At 65.5% G+C, this 18,637-nt stretch carries 21 protein-coding genes, 1 tRNA gene and 2 pseudogenes; 11 read left to right on the top strand and 13 right to left on the bottom strand.

The genetic code is table 11. From position 1 onward, the window contains the following. Positions 1 to 94 precede the first annotated feature (94 nt). The 4 genes and pseudogenes from ACZK2V_RS20635 to ACZK2V_RS20620 all read right to left on the bottom strand — a co-directional run bounded on the left by ACZK2V_RS20635 (position 95) and on the right by ACZK2V_RS20620 (position 4,354). Positions 95 to 1,637, bottom strand: a pseudogene (locus ACZK2V_RS20635) (PH domain-containing protein). Continuing rightward, a complete protein-coding gene (locus ACZK2V_RS20630) occupies positions 1,634 to 2,134 on the bottom strand; it encodes a PH domain-containing protein (RefSeq protein ID WP_125892202.1) in 501 nt (166 codons plus the stop codon). The pseudogene ACZK2V_RS20635 and the gene ACZK2V_RS20630 overlap by 4 nt, the downstream one beginning before the upstream one ends. Positions 2,135 to 2,209: 75 nt before the next feature. Beyond that, a complete protein-coding gene (ribA, locus tag ACZK2V_RS20625) occupies positions 2,210 to 3,346 on the bottom strand; it encodes a GTP cyclohydrolase II RibA (RefSeq protein ID WP_201117433.1) in 1,137 nt (378 codons plus the stop codon). 87 nt (positions 3,347 to 3,433) lie between these two features. Then, positions 3,434 to 4,354 (bottom strand): lauroyl acyltransferase, encoded by a 921-nt coding sequence (locus ACZK2V_RS20620; protein ID WP_486322741.1) that lies wholly within the window; start codon positions 4,352 to 4,354, stop codon positions 3,434 to 3,436. Between the two features lie 60 nt (positions 4,355 to 4,414). Here ACZK2V_RS20620 and dtd point away from each other — a divergent pair, with 60 nt between their 5' ends. The 7 genes from dtd to ACZK2V_RS20585 all read left to right on the top strand — a co-directional run bounded on the left by dtd (position 4,415) and on the right by ACZK2V_RS20585 (position 11,155). After that, the gene (gene dtd, locus ACZK2V_RS20615) at positions 4,415 to 4,855 is read left to right on the top strand and encodes a D-aminoacyl-tRNA deacylase (RefSeq protein ID WP_049401012.1); all 441 of its coding nucleotides are present in this window, start codon (positions 4,415 to 4,417) and stop codon (positions 4,853 to 4,855) included. A 90-nt stretch (positions 4,856 to 4,945) separates the two neighbouring features. Beyond that, positions 4,946 to 6,799 (top strand): RNA polymerase sigma factor RpoD, encoded by a 1,854-nt coding sequence (gene rpoD / locus ACZK2V_RS20610; protein WP_486322740.1) that lies wholly within the window; start codon positions 4,946 to 4,948, stop codon positions 6,797 to 6,799. Between the two features lie 258 nt (positions 6,800 to 7,057). After that, a complete protein-coding gene (gene yjjJ, locus ACZK2V_RS20605; protein WP_239509216.1) occupies positions 7,058 to 8,458 on the top strand; it encodes a type II toxin-antitoxin system HipA family toxin YjjJ in 1,401 nt (466 codons plus the stop codon). Between the two features lie 124 nt (positions 8,459 to 8,582). Then, positions 8,583 to 8,658: transfer RNA gene (locus ACZK2V_RS20600), tRNA-Ile, on the top strand. A gap of 179 nt (positions 8,659 to 8,837) precedes the next feature. Next, the gene (locus ACZK2V_RS20595) at positions 8,838 to 10,016 is read left to right on the top strand and encodes a tyrosine-type recombinase/integrase (protein ID WP_153854613.1); all 1,179 of its coding nucleotides are present in this window, start codon (positions 8,838 to 8,840) and stop codon (positions 10,014 to 10,016) included. A gap of 14 nt (positions 10,017 to 10,030) precedes the next feature. Then, on the top strand, positions 10,031 to 10,201 hold the full coding sequence (locus ACZK2V_RS20590) for a hypothetical protein (RefSeq protein WP_153854612.1): 171 nt from the start codon (positions 10,031 to 10,033) through the stop codon (positions 10,199 to 10,201). Between the two features lie 183 nt (positions 10,202 to 10,384). After that, complete coding sequence (locus ACZK2V_RS20585; protein WP_153854611.1) at positions 10,385 to 11,155, top strand: hypothetical protein; 771 nt, start codon at positions 10,385 to 10,387, stop codon at positions 11,153 to 11,155. A 278-nt stretch (positions 11,156 to 11,433) separates the two neighbouring features. On the opposite strand, the gene ACZK2V_RS20580 is transcribed toward ACZK2V_RS20585, so the two are convergent. Genes ACZK2V_RS20580 through ACZK2V_RS20555 form a run of 6 tightly spaced genes read right to left on the bottom strand, consistent with a single transcriptional unit; the run spans position 11,434 to position 14,128 of the window. Beyond that, complete coding sequence (locus ACZK2V_RS20580; protein WP_198551474.1) at positions 11,434 to 11,628, bottom strand: hypothetical protein; 195 nt, start codon at positions 11,626 to 11,628, stop codon at positions 11,434 to 11,436. A 28-nt stretch (positions 11,629 to 11,656) separates the two neighbouring features. Beyond that, entirely contained in the window at positions 11,657 to 11,851 is a 195-nt protein-coding gene (locus tag ACZK2V_RS20575) for an isochorismatase family protein (RefSeq protein ID WP_052338391.1), read from the bottom strand. A gap of 26 nt (positions 11,852 to 11,877) precedes the next feature. Further along, complete coding sequence (locus ACZK2V_RS20570) at positions 11,878 to 12,417, bottom strand: protein tyrosine phosphatase family protein (protein WP_100441027.1); 540 nt, start codon at positions 12,415 to 12,417, stop codon at positions 11,878 to 11,880. 9 nt (positions 12,418 to 12,426) lie between these two features. After that, positions 12,427 to 12,843 (bottom strand): DUF6691 family protein, encoded by a 417-nt coding sequence (locus ACZK2V_RS20565; protein ID WP_024890249.1) that lies wholly within the window; start codon positions 12,841 to 12,843, stop codon positions 12,427 to 12,429. Continuing rightward, a complete protein-coding gene (locus tag ACZK2V_RS20560) occupies positions 12,843 to 13,259 on the bottom strand; it encodes a YeeE/YedE family protein (RefSeq protein ID WP_024890248.1) in 417 nt (138 codons plus the stop codon). The genes ACZK2V_RS20565 and ACZK2V_RS20560 overlap by 1 nt, the downstream gene beginning before the upstream one ends. Next, the gene (locus ACZK2V_RS20555) at positions 13,256 to 14,128 is read right to left on the bottom strand and encodes an MBL fold metallo-hydrolase (protein WP_486322739.1); all 873 of its coding nucleotides are present in this window, start codon (positions 14,126 to 14,128) and stop codon (positions 13,256 to 13,258) included. Before ACZK2V_RS20555 ends, ACZK2V_RS20560 begins: the two co-directional genes overlap by 4 nt. 117 nt (positions 14,129 to 14,245) lie before the next feature. Here ACZK2V_RS20555 and ACZK2V_RS20550 point away from each other — a divergent pair, with 117 nt between their 5' ends. The 4 genes from ACZK2V_RS20550 to ACZK2V_RS20535 are packed head-to-tail and all read left to right on the top strand — an operon-like array spanning position 14,246 to position 16,580. Continuing rightward, positions 14,246 to 14,560: an ArsR/SmtB family transcription factor gene (locus ACZK2V_RS20550; RefSeq protein ID WP_043689608.1), complete on the top strand. Its 315-nt coding sequence runs from the start codon at positions 14,246 to 14,248 to the stop codon at positions 14,558 to 14,560. Continuing rightward, the gene (locus ACZK2V_RS20545; RefSeq protein WP_024890245.1) at positions 14,557 to 15,342 is read left to right on the top strand and encodes a sulfite exporter TauE/SafE family protein; all 786 of its coding nucleotides are present in this window, start codon (positions 14,557 to 14,559) and stop codon (positions 15,340 to 15,342) included. The genes ACZK2V_RS20550 and ACZK2V_RS20545 overlap by 4 nt, the downstream gene beginning before the upstream one ends. Before the next feature lie 36 nt (positions 15,343 to 15,378). Further along, positions 15,379 to 15,819, top strand: coding sequence for a protein tyrosine phosphatase family protein (locus ACZK2V_RS20540; protein ID WP_486322738.1), 441 nt, complete (start codon positions 15,379 to 15,381; stop codon positions 15,817 to 15,819). Continuing rightward, positions 15,816 to 16,580: an MBL fold metallo-hydrolase gene (locus ACZK2V_RS20535; RefSeq protein WP_100441023.1), complete on the top strand. Its 765-nt coding sequence runs from the start codon at positions 15,816 to 15,818 to the stop codon at positions 16,578 to 16,580. The genes ACZK2V_RS20540 and ACZK2V_RS20535 overlap by 4 nt, the downstream gene beginning before the upstream one ends. 39 nt (positions 16,581 to 16,619) lie before the next feature. Here the strand turns inward: ACZK2V_RS20535 and ACZK2V_RS20530 are convergent, their stop codons facing one another. From ACZK2V_RS20530 to ACZK2V_RS20520, 3 genes and pseudogenes are all read right to left on the bottom strand, one after another. After that, a complete protein-coding gene (locus ACZK2V_RS20530) occupies positions 16,620 to 17,948 on the bottom strand; it encodes an ATP-binding protein (RefSeq protein ID WP_100441022.1) in 1,329 nt (442 codons plus the stop codon). Beyond that, positions 17,945 to 18,361, bottom strand: coding sequence for a winged helix-turn-helix domain-containing protein (locus tag ACZK2V_RS20525; protein WP_486323348.1), 417 nt, complete (start codon positions 18,359 to 18,361; stop codon positions 17,945 to 17,947). Before ACZK2V_RS20525 ends, ACZK2V_RS20530 begins: the two co-directional genes overlap by 4 nt. 64 nt (positions 18,362 to 18,425) lie before the next feature. After that, a pseudogene (locus tag ACZK2V_RS20520) lies at positions 18,426 to 18,608 on the bottom strand (response regulator); the annotation flags it as partial. Positions 18,609 to 18,637 lie beyond the last annotated feature (29 nt).

Genomic DNA, 18,637 nt, shown 5'->3' with positions numbered 1-18,637 from the left:
CTCGCTGACCCCGCTCGCGGTAGTGCCGGCCGCTGGCCGGCAACCTTGGGAATGGCGGCAGTTGCCGGCCGGCGATCGGCACGACCTGTAGTGCTTACCAGCGCAGCTTGCGCCGCGCCAGCGCCGCGGCCAGTTGATCCATCACCTGTTGGGCCTGTGCCTGCGGCAGATGATGCAGCGTCAGCGCCACATCACCATGCGCGCCGGCGGTATCCAGCTGCAGGCTGCTGGTGCCCAGCAGTTTGTCCAGCGGCGAGCGTTGCAGGCGCAGGCCCTGCACCTTGTCCAGCTCGGCCCAGCGCCACCAGCGCTTCCACCAGCCGCCGCGCACCGCCACATAGTGTTCGTCCAGGTACCAGCCCATGCGTGCCATCTGCCGGTGCGCGACCAGCAGCGCCACCGGTAGCCACGCCAGCACCAGCAGGCCCCATGGGCCCCAGCGCCAGTACGCGGCCGCAGCCAGCAGCGGCACCAGCACCAGTGCGCCCAGGCACAGCCGCCACCAGCCGCGCTGCGGAATGGACTGCCATTGCAGCGGAGGCCACTGCAGCTGCGGCAGCAGGTGCTGCACCAGCTGCTCACAACGTGTACTGGACGCCAGCGGCGCGAGTTCGCGCAGGGCGCGGTCCTCATCGCGCGGGGCCACCGGCGGCACTGTCGATGCGCAGCTGACGCAGCCCGAACCAGCGCTGCAAAGTACCTTCGCGCAGCGTCCAGGCCTGGATGCGCCGGCGCGCCACGCTGCTGCGGGTGCGGCTGAGCAGACCGGCCGATACGGTCAGGCGTCGGTCCTGCTCGCTGAGGGTGAAGCCGTGGTAGCGCAGCAGGGTCAGCACCACCGACAGCACGCGCAGCGCCAGCCAGCCCAGCAGCAGCGCGGCAGCCAGCAGCAGAAACGCGCCGGTCACGCCGGGGTGCAGATGGCTGGCGTAGCCAAAGGCTTCGCGTCCACCGCGCTGGAGGGCATCGTCCATCACCGGCCGTGGCACGGTCTGGAACAGCACGCCGAACGCGGCGATCGCCAGCGCCCAGCCGCGGTTGGAGAGCAGGCCCATGCGTACCACGTCCCAACTCGACAGGCGCAGCAGTACCTGCTCGTTCTCAGTCGCGGTGCTGGCAACCGGGTCGGGCTCGGTGATGCCGGCGGCCTGCGGCGCCTGCCCGCGCTGGCGGACCAGCCGTTCCAGCGCCAGCGCCTGGTCCAGCTTCAGCACCCGCATCTCCGCTTCCGGGCGCACGCCACCGGCTGATTCCAGGCGCAGCTCGGCCACACCAAACAGACGGTGCAGCGGGTTCTGTCGCACCTCCACGTTGTGGATGCGCGCGAACGGAATCTCGCGCCGGTTGCGCGCGAGCAGACCGCTGCGCACGGTGATCGCATCACTGCCGATACGGTAGCGGTAGCTGAGGTACTGCAGCACCGACACCAGTACCAGTGCGGCAATTGCCGTCAGCGGAATCAGCTGCGCCCACATCGGGTCGCGGTCGCCGCGCTGGCCGAACACCAGCAGTGCGACCAGTGGCAGGAAGTAATGGCGCAACTGCATCAACAGTACGAACAACCACGACCACGGATGCAGGCGGTGGTCCTCGCCACCGGCGGGCAGTGCTGCAGGCAGAGGCGGTGGCAGGCTCACAGGGCGTCGGCGTCCTGGTCGAGCTGGTGGGACAGGGTATCGCGCAGGCGCTCGGCATCCGCCTCGTCCAGGCCGCTGACGGTCACCGCGCTCATGCGGGTGCCGGCGGTGTGCACGATCAGCGTGGCCAGGCCAGCACGGCGTTCCAGTGGTCCACGGCGCAGGTCCAGGTGCTGCACGCGCGACAGGGGAATGCGGGTTTCCAGCTGCCACATCAGGTCACGGCGCAGGCCCAGGCCCTGTGCGTCCAGCCGCCAACGGGTGCGGACCAGGCGGCGGTGGCCGAGCCACGCGCCACATGCAGCCCCCACCAGCAGCCCAAGGGCGGCCGTCCACAGGCCGCCGGGCAGGTCGAAGAACCACGCGGCTGCGGCCAGCGGCAGGCCCGGCACAAACAGGCCGCCGAAGGCACCTTCCAGTGCGGCCAGCCGCGCGGCGCGGCGCGGCAGCGACTGCCAGGCATCGGTGGTCGGAGCAGTAAGGGGAACGTCGGTCACGCGGGCTCCGTCAGGTGGCAGGGCGGGCGGTGGCGGCCGTGGCCGCACCGCGCAGACGGTAGCAGGTCGGCTGCGTTACTGGGCAGCCTGGATCAGCGCGTCCACATCCAGCATGTGGCCGGCACGATCAGCCTTGGTGCGCAGGTAGTGCTCGTTCTCGGCGGTGATCTCGCCGGTGACCGGAATGCAGTCCAGCACCTCGATGCCAGCGTTGCGCAGGCGCTGCGCCTTGGTCGGGTTGTTGCTGAGCAGGGCCACGCGCGAAATGCCCAGGCCGCGCAGCATCGCCACCGCGCTGCCGTAGCGCCGTTCGTCGGCGCCGAAGCCGAGCTGTGCATCGGCATCGATGGTGTCCAGGCCGTCATGCTGGTAGCCGTAGGCACGCATCTTGGCCGCGATGCCGGTACCGCGGCCTTCCTGGTCCAGGTACAGCAGCACGCCGCCGCCCAGTTCCTTCAGCTTGCGCAGGCCGCGCCGCAGCTGGTCGCCGCAGTCGCACTTGAGCGAACCGAACAGGTCGCCGGTCAGGCACGAGGAGTGCACGCGTACCGGTACCACCGCCGACAGATCCGGTTCGCCGACGATGATCGCGACCTGGTCACGCTGGGCGACGCCACCACGGAACACCGCGAACGTGGTCATGCCGACATCGCGCAGCGGTACCGGCGAACGCGCCACCAGTTCGTAGTCATGCGCGGCATGTGCTGCGCCCTCGGCCAGGTCGCACAGCGCAACCTCGGCCGCGCCATCGAAGGTGCGGTCTTCGGCGTCCAGGCGCACCGCCACCATCGCCGGCAGCAACAGGCCGAGGCGGGCCAGTTCCACCGCGCCTGCATCGAAGGCGTCACCGGCGCTCCAGCCGTCCGGCATCGGGCCCGGTTCACGCAGGTAGCCCAGCGAGGGCAGGGCATCGAAGGCAACACCGGCCAGCGGCAGGCGCGCACCCTGCGTGGCCTCCACGCCAAGCACGCGGGCGCGGGTGGCGGTCAGGAACAGGTAGTGCCGCTCGCGGGCGGCATTGGCGAAGGCAGCGAAGCTGCTGGCCGTGGCGCTGTCCAGCGCGATCACCGCCAGGCGCTGGCCCTGGCCATCGTGGAGCAGCACCGGGCGACCGGCACGCAGTTCGGCCACCGCGCGCTCGCAGCGGATCGCGGCCGGATCGCCGAACAGGGAAGAAGCAGCAGACATGGCAGGACCGGGGGAGTCGGACATCGCAGTCTCTATGGGGGCGCCGGCGTCGTATTCAACGTGGTGCGGCCGCCGGTCGCAGGGGCCGGATGGGCCTGGGTGCGGCGGCCGTCAGTGCGGATGCTCTTCGGTCGCGTACGGGTCTTCCTCGCCGCTGCCCGGTGGCCGCAGCGTATAGCGCTTGTAGGTCCACTGGTACTGCGCCGGATCGCGGCGGGCAATGCGCTCGATGCCGGCATTGAGCGCGGTGGCGGCCACCTGCGGGTCGGGGTCGGCCACGGCGGCGTCGGTCGGTTCGATGTGCAGGGCGAATTCCATGTCCGGGCCGATGCGCTCGCACCAGCCATACAGCACGGTGGCGCCGGTGCGCTCGGCCAGCCGGTTGACCAGGGTCATGGTCAGCGCCTGCACGCCGAAGAACGGCACGAACACGCCATCGCCGGCCTTGGGCTGCTGGTCGGGCAGGATGCCGGTGGCACCGCCGTCCTTGAGCACCTTGAACAGCTGGCGCACGGCCGGGCCTTCGGCGCGCACCTGCTGTACGTTCTGGCCGCCCCGCACCAGCTGCAGGAAGGCATCGCTGGCCTCGTCCTCCGGTGGCTTGTAGACGATGGCGATCTGCCCGCGCGAGGCCAGCCACTGGTTCAGCAGCTCCCAGTTGCCGAAGTGCGGTGCGGCCACGATCACGCCCTTGCCGCTGGCCAGGGCCGCGTCGTACAGGGCCTCGCCGTGGCGCTGCTTCAGGTGCAGGCGCAGGTTGTCGGCCGGCGCCTGGCTCCACAGGCGCAGGGTCTCGATGGCCTGCAGGGCGGTGGAGCGCAGCAGATCGCGGTGCAGGCGGTCGCGCGTGGCGCGGTCCAGGTCCGGGTAGGCCAGCTCCAGGTTGCGTCGGGTGACGCGGCTCTCACGGGCGTTGAGACTGATCCAGGTCCAGGACAGGGCACGGGCGATTCCCCGTAGCAGCGGCCAGAGCAGGCGGGCGAACAGGGTGGTGGCGCGGTAGACCAGCCGGGCTTTGCGTTGCGGATTCATCTGCGCCAGTTTAGCCAAGGGCGCTGCTATCGTGGCCGGCCCCGTTCATTGGAGCCCACGATGCTCGTCCTTATCCAGCGTGTCAGCCAGGCTGCCGTCCACGTCGATGACGAAGCGGTCGGCCAGATTGGTCCGGGCCTGCTGGCGCTGGTGGGCATGGAACCGGGCGATACCGAGGCCCAGCTGCGGCGCATGGCCGAGCGCCTGCTGGGCTACCGGGTGTTCGCCGACGAGGCCGGGAAGATGAACCGGTCGCTGCGCGATACCGGCGGCGGCCTGCTGCTGGTCAGCCAGTTCACCCTGGCGGCCGATACCCGCTCGGGCATGCGGCCCAGCTTCACCAGCGCCGCACCGCCGGACGAGGCTGAACGCGGGTTCAATCGATTTGTCGAGATCTGTCGTGAAAATCACGCGCCAGGGGTGGAAACGGGCCGATTTGGTGCCCATATGGTCGTCAGCCTGGTCAATGACGGTCCCGTGACCTTCCTTCTCAGGCCCTGAGCCTGCGGGACCACCGCCCGGCAGGCGGGGCCCCGGGCTGGTATAATGCTACGTTCCCTATTTCTCCCTAGCCGGTGGCGCGAGCACTACATGGCCAACGAACGTCCTGCCCAATCCGAAATCAAGCAACTGATCAGCAAGGGCCTGGAACAGGGCTACCTGACCTACGCCGAAGTCAATGACCATCTGCCGGACGACATGGTCGACCCGGAACAGATCGAAGACATCATCGGCATGATCAACGGCATGGGCATCGATGTCCATGAAGTTGCGCCGGATGTGGAAACCCTGCTTCTCAACGATGGCAACACCGGTAACCGCGAAGTCGATGACACCGCGGCCGAAGAAGCTGCCGCCGCGCTGAGCGCTCTCGACACCGAAGGTGGCCGTACCACCGACCCGGTGCGCATGTACATGCGCGAAATGGGCACCGTCGAGCTGCTGACCCGCGAAGGCGAAATCGCCATCGCCAAGCGCATCGAGGAAGGCCTTTCGCAGGTCCAGGCCGCCCTGGGCCAGTTCCCGGTCTCGGTCGAGTCGCTGCTGACCGACTACGAAGCCCACAAGGAAGGCAAGAAGCGCCTGGCCGAAGTGATCGTTGGCTTCAACGACCTGGTCGACGAAGAGCCGGCGCCGCCGGCGGCTGCTGCCGATGACAGCAGCGATGCCGACGCCGAAGGCGACGAGGACGAGGACGATGATGTCGAGGGTGGCGAGGAAGAAGCCGCACCGACCGGTCCGGACCCGGAGGAAGTCGCTGCGCGCATGCAGGCGCTGAGCGATGCCTTCAACGCCTTCAAGAAGGCGGCGACCAAGGGCGACAAGAAGAACCTGCCGCGCCTGCGCGAAGAGATGTCGGCGGTGTTCGTCACCCTGAAGCTGCCGCTGCCGCTGACCGACGTGCTGACCAAGCAGCTGCGCGACACCATGGCGTCGATCAAGGCCCACGAGCGCCGCGTGCTGAACCTGGCCACTGTCACCGCCCGCATGCCGCGCAAGGACTTCATCCGTTCCTGGGAAGGCAACCAGACCAACCTGGAGTGGGTGGAAGACGCACTGAAGCGCAAGCAGAAGTGGTCGTCGGCCCTGCGTGAAGTGAAGGACCAGATCATCGCGGAACAGCAGGCGACGATCGACATCGAGACGCTGACCCAGCTGGACCTGGAAGAGCTGAAGGAAATCAGCCGTGCCATGGCCTACGGTGAAGCCAAGGCGCGCAAGGCCAAGAAGGAAATGGTCGAGGCCAACCTGCGCCTGGTGATCTCGATCGCCAAGAAGTACACCAATCGCGGCCTGCAGTTCCTCGACCTGATCCAGGAAGGCAACATCGGCCTGATGAAGGCCGTGGACAAGTTCGAGTACCGCCGCGGTTACAAGTTCTCGACCTACGCCACCTGGTGGATCCGCCAGGCGATCACCCGCTCGATCGCCGACCAGGCGCGCACCATCCGTATTCCGGTGCACATGATCGAGACGATCAACAAGTTGAACCGCATTTCCCGCCAGATGCTCCAGCAGTACGGCCGCGAGGCTACGCCGGAGGAGCTGGCCAAGGAAATGGACATGCCGGAAGACAAGATCCGCAAGGTGATGAAGATCGCCAAGGAGCCGATCTCGATGGAAACCCCGATCGGCGACGACGAGGATTCCCATCTGGGCGACTTCATCGAGGACACCAACGTGGAGTCCCCGATCGAGAACACCACCAACATCAATCTGTCTGAAACCGTGCGCGACGTGCTGGCCGGCCTCACCCCGAGGGAAGCCAAGGTGCTGCGCATGCGCTTCGGCATCGACATGAACACCGACCACACGCTGGAAGAAGTCGGCAAGCAGTTCGATGTGACCCGCGAGCGCATCCGCCAGATCGAAGCGAAGGCGCTGCGCAAGCTGCGTCACCCGAGCCGCTCGGAGCAGCTGCGCAGCTTCCTGGATATCGATTGATTTCCAGCGGCTGTTGAAGCGTTGAGAGAAACCCCGCTTCGGCGGGGTTTTTCTTTGCCCACCATATCTCTGCAAAGCCCAGCCCATGCTCGGCTGAGGCTTATGATTACGTAACAAGTAATGTAACGAAAGACCCGCGTCGAAGCTGGCTCTTCGTGAATATATCCATTATTTTCAAGCTCATAGGTGCATGGCCGCGCTTGCAGTCCCGCTTTTTTGATGCTAATTACGTAACAAATTTCGTATTACGTAATGCACATGCCACGCGCTCAACGCCCACAGGTACTGGATCTGATCGCTCAGCTGGCCCCCGGCCAGCCGCTACCTGCCGCGGCGCTGGCCGAGCGTCTGGGGGTGGACCGGATGGCGCTCAGCCGGCTGGTGGCCGCCAGTGGCCCGCAGGTGGTGCGCATGGGCAGCACCCGGGCAACCGCCTATGCGCTGCGGCGGCCCACCCGGGCCGGCAGCGAATGGCCGCTGTACCGGCTGCGCGAAGATGCGACACTGGAGGAGCTGGGGCGGGTAATTGCGCTGGTGGGAGGCGGCTTCCACGTCGATGCCGGGCCTGACTGCCCGAACCTGCGACGCGCGCCCGAAGGTGACGTTGCCGCCTTCTTTCCTGACTTGCCGTGGTACCTGGATGACCTGCGACCGCAGGGATTTCTTGGTCGCAGCTTCGCCCATGGCCGAGCGCAGGCGCTCGGCCTGCCGAAGGACCTCAAGAGCTGGCAACCGGACGATGTGTTGATGGCCCTGGTAACCGCTGGCGGGACTGAAGCGGGCGATCTGCTGCTCGGTACCGCCGCCGTGGAGGCGGCGATGAAGACGTTGCAGGCGCCGATCGATCGGGTTGCGGCCGACGATCGTCTTGCACAGTATCGCGAGCGTGCGCGTGCTGCGCTGGACGGAGAGGACGTGGGCTCCTCGCCGGGTGGCGAGCAACCCAAGTTCACCGCCACCGTAGAGGCCTACGGCAGGCGCCGCTCGGTCCTGGTCAAGTTCGCGCAGCCCGATGAAGGCGCCGCCGCCCAGCGCTGGAGCGATCTGCTGGTCTGCGAACATCTGGCGCTTGAGGCCCTGCGCGAGTCCGGGCAAGCCGCGGCGTCCAGCGAACTGCTGCAGTCGCCCACGCACACCTTCCTGGAAATCGAGCGCTTCGACCGCACGCCCGATCTGCTGGGGCGGCGAGGCCTGGTCTCGCTGCTGTCGCTATCGTCTGCGTTCACCGGCGAGGTCACCCCAGCGTGGCCGGTTGCAGGCGCCGAACTGCGTGATCAAGGCTGGCTGACGGCCGACACCGTGCAGGCGATGGGCCGACGCCATGCGTTCGGGCGGCTGATCGGCAACAGCGACATGCACCACGGCAACATCGCCTTCCACTTCATTGATCGCGGCCCGCTGCCGCTGGCGCCGGTCTACGACATGCTGCCGATGTCGCTGGCGCCGTCAAAGCTGGGCGTGTTGCGCGCGGACGAGCCGCTGTCGCCGGTCGCGCCGCTGGGCAGTGGTGATCTGCAGCATCTGCGCTGGGCGGCACCGGTGGCTGAAGCATTCTGGCAGTGCGTGGCTGTTGACGGGCGGATCCAGTCGCCGGCAATGCGGTCGTTGGCGGGGGCGAACGCCGAGCGGGTGCGGGAGATGGGCGCGCGGTTTGGGTGAGCCAGCTGTTGCGCAAGCCTGGGCGCGTGGCGTTGCGCAGCGATGGCTGAGGGTTTTTCAGTGTGTCTTGGCGCCGGCGGGTAGCCGGTTGAGCGCAGGCTCCACTACACTGTAAAGCTGCGCAGGGCCTATAGCTCAACGGTTAGAGCAGGGGACTCATAATCCCTTGGTTCCAGGTTCGAATCCTGGTGGGCCCACCATCTACTGATCCGGCAACGTCCAGGTCAGTCCGAATATCCTAGAAAAACGACCTCATTCTCGGCTTTCATGTCCAGCCAGGTCCGGTCGCGTGCGCCTTCATCCAGCTGGAACGTGAGTAACGGTGCGAGTAAGATGACCGGAAGGTCTTCGCTTACTCACATACCGGTTACTCACAGCCATGTTGACGGACACCAAGCTGCGCAGCCTCAAGCCCCAGGGCAAGGTCTATCGCCTAGCCGACGCCAATGGGCTGTGCGTCGAGGTGAGGCCTTCGGGGGCCAGGATCTGGCGCTATCGGTACCGGTTCGCCGGCAAGGCGAACATGCTGACCATCGGCGATTACCCGGCGGTTTCCCTTGCAGAAGCTCGCGCCGAGCGGGACAAGGCCCGGGCCCAGCTCAAGAAGGGCATGGACCCGGCTCTCGTGGTGAAGATCGAGCGGGCGGCACAGGAGGAAGAGGCCGGCAATACCTTTGGCTCTCTTGCTGAAGAACTAGTGGCGCAACGGGCCAAGAAGCTGACCCCCGGGTCAGTCGTTCGGGAGCGCCGGATGCTGGAGCGCGACCTAGGGAGCATCGCTGATCTGCCCGTTCGGAGCGTGACTGCGCCAATCCTGCTGAAGGCCCTGCGGAAGATCGAGGCCCGTGGAGCGCTTGAGACGGCGCATCGGGCTCGCGCCGCTGCGGGCATGGTCTTTCGCTATGCCATCGCCACCGGCCGTGCAGAGAACAACCCCGCCCTGAGTCTTGCCGGTGCGTTGACCCCTACGAAAACCAAGCACTTCTCAAGCCTGACTGAGCCAGAGGAGGTGGCAAAGCTTCTCAAGGCGATCTACGGCTACCAAGGGTCGCCCATCGTCTCCGCTGCGCTCAAGCTTTCGGCGCTCCTGTTCGTCAGGCCGGGCGAGCTCCGTGCGGCGCGCTGGGAGGATATCGACCTGGATGCGGCTGAGTGGCGTTACATCACCAGCAAGACTCAGACCCAGCACATCGTTCCCTTGGCGGGGCAGGTCGTCGAGCTCCTGGAGGATGTCCGGCCCTACGCAAGGAAAAGCCAGTACGTCTTTCCGAGCGTGCGCAGCATCCAGAAGCCAATCAGTGAGAACACGATCAACGCTGCTCTGCGCAACCTCGGGTTCGACGGCGAGATGATGACTGCCCATGGCTTTCGGGCCATGGCGAGAACCCTGCTGGACGAGGTGCTTGGATTCAGGCCGGACTTCATCGAGCATCAACTCGCCCATGCGGTACGGGATCCGCTGGGGCGGGCGTATAACCGGACTACCCACCTAGAAGAGCGCAGAAGGATGATGCGGGCTTGGGCAAACTACCTAGACGAGTTGAGACGTCGCGCATAGGCTTCGAGTCACAGATGAGTTCGCGCATCGTCGCTCAATTGACGACAATGCGCGTGGAGCAACTCGTGGTAGGGGTGCCGCTTGGCGTCGAAGAACGCGTACTGCGTCGCCAGCTACTTGGGCTCATTCGAGTTGAGGCACGCGCCGATGTGTTCGGCTTGATGCTGATGATGGTGCGGTCCTGACCTGACTGAAATGGCGTGAATGAGCCAGCGTTGTTGTTGCATTCGACTGGACGAAGTCGTGCTTTTCGCTGAGTCAGCAGCTCCGGGGAGTGCGTCTGCTGTGGTTCGAAGGCTTGACCACACAGCCCATCGCGCGACGTAGACCCCGGGGAGCAGGTTTAATTTTCCGGCAAGGTGACAATCATGCGAATGACGGACACAAGGCGCTTTGCTGAAGCGCTAGGCAGTTGGATGCACTTCGAAACCTGCTGTTTCAGGGCAGGTCTGTTTTCCGAGAGCTCGTTCAAGAGCGCAATTGGTAATGTCGCCAGCTCTCTGCATGGGGACCACAAAGCAGCCCGGGTCCATGCGGACTACCCTCTGGCCGCGCTCCAGCGCGTCCCAGATGCCGAGCGCAAGATTGGCGGTGGTCGAAAGCGTAGCGTCGACTTCGCACTGATCTATGATGACGGAAGACAGCCTGCATCAGATCCACAAGTTCTTATTGAGGCAAAATGGGCCGGATCGTCGCACTGCTCGGTGACGAATTTGATGGCGGATTTCATCCGTCTCTGCCTCATGAAGCGAGCGCACCCGAACGCAACATGTCTGCTAGTACTTGCTGGTCATTCGAGAGATATCAACAAAGTTCTCTCGCGCAGACCCTTTGTGGGGGGAGCCCGTGATGTTATGCCCTCCAAAGACAACGCCAGCAAGAGCTTTAAGTTTCTGCATAGGGACGCCGCCCACCAGAGCGCTTTTGCTGCAGCCATCGCTGCGTTTCATCAAGCGAACCTGAAAGTGCCAATTCGATTTTCTGTTTCTGGCGGCGCTCCCTATCCGACAGGAGCAGCGAAATTTCAGGCAGTGGCGTGGGAAGTTGGTAGTGTTGACGTTAGAGATTTAAGTCGCGACGAGTGGCCGAGTCCGACGAAAAGCCGTGCTACGCAGCTAGTCGAGGATGCGATTATCTAGGCCGGCCCGCCGCCAATGCGCGTTTCAGTCGGCACAACGGTGCATGGCGGTTACGGCTAGCAAGATTGCTCTGACCTGCTGGACCAGACGGTAGGGTTCCGTGGAAAGAATGCGTCCACAGACAAGATAAACGCATGCGCGTCCGCCTTGGGTCGTAAGCCGCCCCTCAAGCGACGACCGCTTCCGGACAAGAGCGGACATCACGTAGCAACGCCAGGGATGAGAGAGCGGCCGATGACTTACCGCCAAGCAAATCGCGCTGCACGCCCCAACAGATGTCATTTGGCCAGATAGGTGTCGGCTGAAATGACTTCCGCATACCCGAATGCGAGCGTTGACATCAGGGCCGTATGCACTTGCTCGGCGGGCACGCTCTTCCCATCGAACTCGAGCTCGCGGGTTGCGCAGGCGTCGTGCACGACCGTTGTCTTGTAACCAAAATAGCCGCGGCGCAAGTTGTCGCGTCGATGCACATGTGGCTCATCGGCCAATAACCGTGACTTATTCGATGCCGTCGGAATCGAGTGTCTCCTTGAGGTCCGTCTTGTGGAACGAGTTCGGATAGTTCTTTGTGATGACGTGCTCGTCGTCTTGGGGGGCTACCTTCGGATGTATCAGCACGCCCTCGGTGCCGGGTACGAAGAACGGCAGGTCGCCGGCGCGAACGCTTACCGGATCATGGACGCAGTCCGGCACTGACCGGACCCGGCACGCAGCGGTCGTTAGCCCGGGACCTTGCTCCTGGCCTGGGAAGCGTCGGCCTCGATCCTGCGGCGCACCTCTTCCTCAAGACCCTTGAGCCCCCAGGTTCTTCCGATCGCGATCGCTTCATCGGCCTCCTTTCCGTCCACCCATGCGGCCCGGAGCGCTGCCATCGCACCGACACGGTTGCCGCTGGCACAGTGCACGAGCACCGGACGTTTCGCGTCTCGAACAATGGCATCAAACGCCATCACGTTCTCACGGGTGAGATCCACTGCACCGCGTAATGGCAGGTTGGAGTACAGAAGGCCGGCCGCGCGGACGGCTGCCGCCTCGTCGAAATCTGGCGTCTCCGCATCCAAGGTGAGGTCGATGACGTGGCGGATGCCAGCATCACGCACGCGTGAGATGTCGTCGGCATCCAGCCGCCCCGCCGACACGATGCCCGGCGCAGGTGACACCGCATCCGCAACGGTCGGCAGTGCAGTCGGGTACGTGGCGGAGGCGCAGCCGGGGCCTGCGAGCGCAACGACAAGGAAGAGCAATGGAATAGGCTTCATGGCATAACCTCAGGCGCGGTTGACGACACGGTGCAACAGGATGCCAGCCAGCATGGCCGGGATGAACCACAGCGCTTCGACCGAGCCGATCCCCAGGCCCGCGAGTGCAGGACCTGGACAGTAGCCGGCGATACCCCAGCCGATTCCGAACAGTGCCGCACCGCCGAGCAGCTTGCGGTCGACCTGCTTCAGGTTCGACAGCTGGAACGTATCGGCGAGCACCGGGCTGCCACGGCGCAGCACCAAGCGGAACAGCAGCCCGGTGGTGGTGACGGCGCCGCCGAGGACGAACGCCAGCGTCGGATCGAAATCTCCGAACACGTCGAGGAAGCCGAGCACGATGCGGGGGTCGGTCATGCCCGACATTGCCAGCCCCAGACCAAACAGCGCACCCGACAGCAGCGCGGCAATCGAGAACTTCATCATCAACTCCAGACGTGGCGCACAAGGAAGGTGGTTGCAATGGCCGTGGCCATGAAGGTCAGGACGGCCGCCAGCGAGCGCATGGACAGTCGGCCGAGCCCACACACGCCGTGGCCGCTCGTGCAGCCGTTGCCCATGCGCGTGCCGAAGCCCACCAGCAGCCCGGCGACCACCAGCCCGACTCGCGAATAGTCCGTCCGCGGCAGTGGTGCACCGGGCACCAGTGCCATGTATAGGCCCGCGGCGACGATCAAGCCCAGCAAAAACATGGCGCGCCACGACACATCACCTGCCTTCGGGAACAGAACGCCGTTGAGGATGCCGCTGACGCCCGCGACCCGTCCGTTGAGCCACAGCAACAACGTCGCGGACAGTCCAATCAGCACCCCGCCTGCCAGGGCGATCATCCACGTGGTCATGCCTCACCTCCCAATTGGTTCAGGGGCAGCCGCAGGTAGCGGATGCCGTTCGCGTCCGTCGGCGGCAGCTCGCCAGCGCGAATGTTCACCTGCAACGCCGGCAGAATCAGCTTGGGCGCCGCCAGTCTTGCATCCCGTTCGGTCCTCAACTTCACGAACGTCTCCTCATCTGCCTCGCCGCCCACATGCACATTGCGCTGCTTCTGCTCGTCGAGCGAGCTCTGCGGATGCGCCTCGCGCTCGGCCGGCGGGTAGTCGTGGCACAGGAACAGGCGGGTGTCGGCGGGCAGATCGAACAAGGTGCGGATCGATCGGTAGAGCTTGCGCGCGTCGCCCCCTGGGAAGTCCACTCTCGCGGTGCCCGTTTCAGGGGCAAACACCGTATCGCCCACGAACGCGGCGTCACCAACGAGATAGGTCAGACTATCGTCGGTGTGACCGGGCGTCGCGATCGCACGCGCTTCGAGCTCGCCGATGGCGAACGTGTCTCCATCGACGAACAGCCGATCGAACTGGCGGCCGTCGGTGGCGAACTCCGGCTCCATCCCGAACAGCGCCTTGAAGCGCTCCTGCACCTGGGTGATACCGCGACCGATCGCGACCTTCGCGCCGGTTTCGCGTTTGAGGTATGCCGCCGACGTCAGGTGGTCGGCATGCGCATGGGTTTCAAGGATCCAGTCCACGATCAGCGAATGATCGCGCACGAACGCGAGCACGCGGTCGGCCGAGGCGGTCGAGGTTCGGGCACAGGCGGGATCGTAGTCGAGCACCGGGTCGACGATGGCGGCATGGCCACCGTCACGATCGTAGACCACGTAGGTGAAGGTGAACGTGGCCGGGTCGTAAAAGCTCTGCACCTGCGGATTCATTTGACAGCTTCTTGCTCTGTACTTTAGGTACTGCTACATTACATTCGTCACCTGTCCTTGTCAAGAACTTACTAAACTACATCCGCCATGGCCCGTTCATCAAAGAAGATACGTCCGATGCCCTCGACCGAGCAGATGGCGCAGCATGCCAATGAAGCGGCCGCACTGTTGAAGGCACTGGCCCATCCGGCACGCCTGCTCGTGCTGTGCCAGCTGGTCGAGGGCGAGGCTTCGGTAGGAGAGTTGCAGCCGATTACCGGGCTCAGCATGTCCGCCCTGTCGCAGCACCTGGCCGTACTGCGCGAGATGCAGCTCGTCACGACGCGTCGCGAGGCGCAGACCATCTACTACGCGCTAGCCGAGGGCCCTGCTGCAAGCGTGCTCGATACGCTATACGCCGCCTACTGTGGCAGCCAGGAGGCTGTCCAATGACCACGTTCCAGTTAGTGATGGGGGTCATTTCCGGCGGCGTCGTCGGCTTCACGCTCGGGCTGGTCGGTGGCGGCGGCTCCATTCTCGCGGTCCCGCTCATGGTCTACCTCGTCGGGGTGCGCGACCCGCATGTGGCGATCGGCACCAGCGCGCTTGCGGTTGCGGCCAACGCACTTATCGGCCTGACCAACCATGCCCGCAAGCGCAACGTGAAGTGGCGTTGCGCCGCGGCGTTCGCTATCGCCGGCGTGCTGGGCGCGTGGTTCGGGGCGATGCTCGGCAAGGCCATGGACGGGCAGCAGCTGCTTGCATTGTTCGCGCTCCTGATGCTCGTGGTCGCCGGCATGATGTTCCGCTCGCGCGGAAGTGAAGGGGATCCGGCGGTGGTGCTCAATCGGGGCAACGCGCCGAAGCTGCTGGGTTCGGGCGCGGTCACCGGGCTCCTGTCGGGTTTCTTCGGTATTGGAGGGGGCTTTCTGGTAGTACCGGGCCTGATCGCCTCGACCGGCATGCCGATCCTGTTCGCGGTCGGTTCATCGCTGCTCGCCGTTACCGCCTTCGGACTGACCACCGCATTGAGCTACGCGAGCTCCGGACTGGTCGCCTGGTCGCTTGCGGTGGCGTTCATCGGCGGCGGCGCGGTCGGCAGTCTGTTTGGCGCCCGCCTCGCCACACGCCTGGGCGACCGCAAGGGCGTGCTCAACACGGTGCTTGCCGGCCTGATCGTCGTCGTCGCGGTGTACATGCTGTACCGCACCGCGAGTGAACTCGGCTGGATCTGAATTTCGTTCTTCCCCGCAAACGTTCCGGAGGCTCCCATGAACACACCCTGGCGCTTCGCTGAAGATCACTACGCCGGTGGGCAGCCCACGCCTGCGCATCTGGCCGAACTCGTGCGCGAGGGCGTGCGTACGGTTATCAATCTGCGTGCCCCAGAAGAGCCGGCGGAGTACGACGAAGCCGCCGAGGCCGCCCGGCTCGGCGTGCACTACGTATCGCTGCCGATCTCCGGCGCCGCCGATCTCGACCGAGCCCGGGTGCGCGAGTTCGGCCAGACGCTGGACGATGCGCGCCGCGAAGGCGGGGTCCTGATCCATTGCGCGAGTTCCAACCGCGTGGGCGCAATGATCGCGCTTGACGCGACACTCAACCGCGGCTGCTCGCTGGAAGCGGCGCTCAAGCGCGGCCGTGAGGCCGGTCTGGCGACGCTGGAGCCGGCGGTGGTCGCGCTCGCGGAAAATGAAGGAGCCCGGTCATGATCGGTCCCGCCACCATCTTCCGCCAGCTCTTCGAGCCGGTGTCTTCGACCTACACCTATCTGATCGCCTGCCCCGAAACGCGCGAAGCCGCCCTCGTGGATCCGGTGATGCCCGCCTGGCAGCGCGACCTGCAGGTAGTCAACGAGCTCGGTCTGAATCTCGTTATGACGATCGACACGCACATTCATGCGGACCACATCACGTCGGCGTCGATGCTCCGGCGGGAGGTAGGCAGCCGCATCGCTACCCCCGCGCTCGATGCATTGTCCTGTACCGACGTGCCGATGGAAGACGGCGTCCCCCTGCAGGTCGGCGGCGTGCGCATAGACCCGATGCATACGCCCGGCCACACCGACAACCACTTCGCGTTGGTGATGAATGACCGCGTGTTCACCGGCGACGCGCTGCTGATCGACGGCTGCGGCCGTACGGACTTCCAGAGCGGCGACGCGCGTGAACTGTACGAGAGCGTACGCGGTCGGCTGTTCGGCCTCCCGGGCGAGACGCTCGTGTACCCGGCGCATGACTACCAGGGGCGGTGGGTATCGAGCATCGCGCAGGAGAAGCAGCGCAACCCGCGGCTCGGCGCCGAACGCACGCTCGAGGATTTCATCGAGCTGATGGAAAACCTGAACCTGCCATACCCGAAGTTCATCGACTATGCCGTGCCGGGTAACAAGGCGTGCGGGCAGTGTCCTCCGGACCTGCCGGAGCACCTTCGCCAGTACTGTCAGGAAATGGCGGAAAGCCCCCAAGGTTAGCGAGGGTCGGGGGTTGGAGGCATTCCACGGCCGCCGAATCTAACCGTCCTGCCTCGGCAGGACGAGCTCCGCGACCGTCCCACCTCCCTCCCTGGGACGCAAGACCACGTACCCGCCATGACGCTCGGCGATTGCCTCGACGATCGTCAACCCCAACCCGCTGCCTCCTGCGCTGCCGGTCGCGCGTCCTCGCCAGAACCGTTGCGTCGCCTGCCGGTACTCGTCAGGTTCGAGACCAGCGCCACGATCGGTCAGACGGAACCGTACCGTGGTGGCATCGGCATCAGCAACAAGGTCTACGGCACTTCCCGGAGGCGAATAGCGCAACGCGTTGTCGACGAGGTTGCGCAACGCCGCCACGGACAGCGCGGGAGGCACCGCCGGCACCGCCTGACTACCGCTTCCAGCCACGACAACGACCCGGCCATTGGCCGCCGGACTGCTGGCCGCCACCGCCTGCTCCACCACCTGCGCGGCGGTGATCCACTGTCCGTCGTCGAACGGCAGCCGTCCTTCGACCCGCGCCAGCATCAGCAACTGGTCCAGCGTCGCACGCATACGCTGCACGCCTTCACCGGCATCGGCCAGCGCACGTCGTGAGTCCTCGCCACCAGTCAGCCGCGCAACCTGCAGGTGAGTGTCGATCGCAGTCAAGGGTGTGCGCAGTTCGTGCGCAGCATGGTTGGTGAAGCTGCGCTCTCGTGACACCGCGTCGGAAACGCGCTGCAGCAGGTGGTTGAGGGATTCGACCAATGGCCGGAGTTCGCCCGGCATTGGTTGCGCGTCGAGGGGCTCGTCGGCATCGGGCTGGCGTTGCGCAAGCGTGCGACGCAGCCGATCGAGCGGCGCGAGCGCACGGCCCGCGCCCAGCCACAACGCAAGCAAGCCACCCACCGCGGCAATCAGGAACGGCAGCCCGGCCGCCAGCGCGATCTGGCGGCTCAGTTCGGCACGCTCACCGAGACTGTCGGCAGTGGTAATGCTGTAACCGTTCGCCTCCAGCGTGTAGGTACGCCACGCCGTACCCTCGATCTCACGCGTGCGATAGCCCGGCGCGTCGGTCGCCATCAGTGCGCTGGATGCGCCCTGGGTGGTGGCGATCACCTCCCCACGCAGCGAGCGTATCTGGCACGCCATCCCGCGACTGCCGGCAACGGTCACCGCATCAGCCGCCGCTACCGGCGAGGCGCCCACCAACGCGCCCTGCGCCAGCAGTCCGGACACCATGCGTGCCGACATCGCCAGCCGGTCGTCGAGGGTATGCTGCAGGTTGCGATCGAGGTCACGCAGCATCCACGCCGCCGCCACGCTCCACAGCACCGCCAAGGCGATGCCGATTGTCAGCACCAGGCGGAATCGCAGGCTCATGGCTCGGCCCTGCCGAACCGATATCCGAGTCCGCGCACGGTTTGAATGACATCGGCACCGAGTTTCCGGCGCAGGTGATGGATGTGCACGTTGATTGCGTTGCTGCCGACCTCCTGTTCGAAACCGTACAGGCTGTCCTTGAGCTGTTCGCCGGACAGGCAGCGCCCGCCTGCCTGCATCAGGCTGGCGAGCAGTGCGGTCTCGCGACGCGACAGGTCGACGGGTATGCCGTCGAGCCAAGCCTGCCCACTGGCGGGATCCAGCGCCAGTGAACCGGCTTCGATTAGGTTCACGCTGCGGCCAGCGGCACGCCTCGACAAGGCGTGCAGCCGTGCCACGAGCTCGCCGAGATCGAACGGTTTGACCAGATAGTCGTCGGCGCCGCCTTGCAGGCCGGCGATGCGATCTTCCACCGCATCGCGCGGTCAGCAGCAGCACCGGCAATTCATCACCGCTCTGGCGCATGCGCACCAGCAGCTGCATACCGTCCTCGTCGGGCAGCCCAAGGTCCAGCACCATCGCGTCGCAATGGGTCGTCTGTCGCGCGAGTTCGGCGTGCGCGACGCTCTCCACGCGATCGGCTGTCATTCCAAAAGCCCGAAGACCGGAGACTATGCCCCGGGCGATCAATTCGTCGTCCTCAACGACCAGGATCCTCATTGATGCCAACTCCGGAAACCAGATGCGCG

Source organism: Stenotrophomonas sp. 93052_Sma (assembly GCF_056481145.1).
The sequence above is the reverse complement of the archived record's forward strand: the minus strand, read 5'-3'. Positions and strand labels throughout refer to the sequence as shown.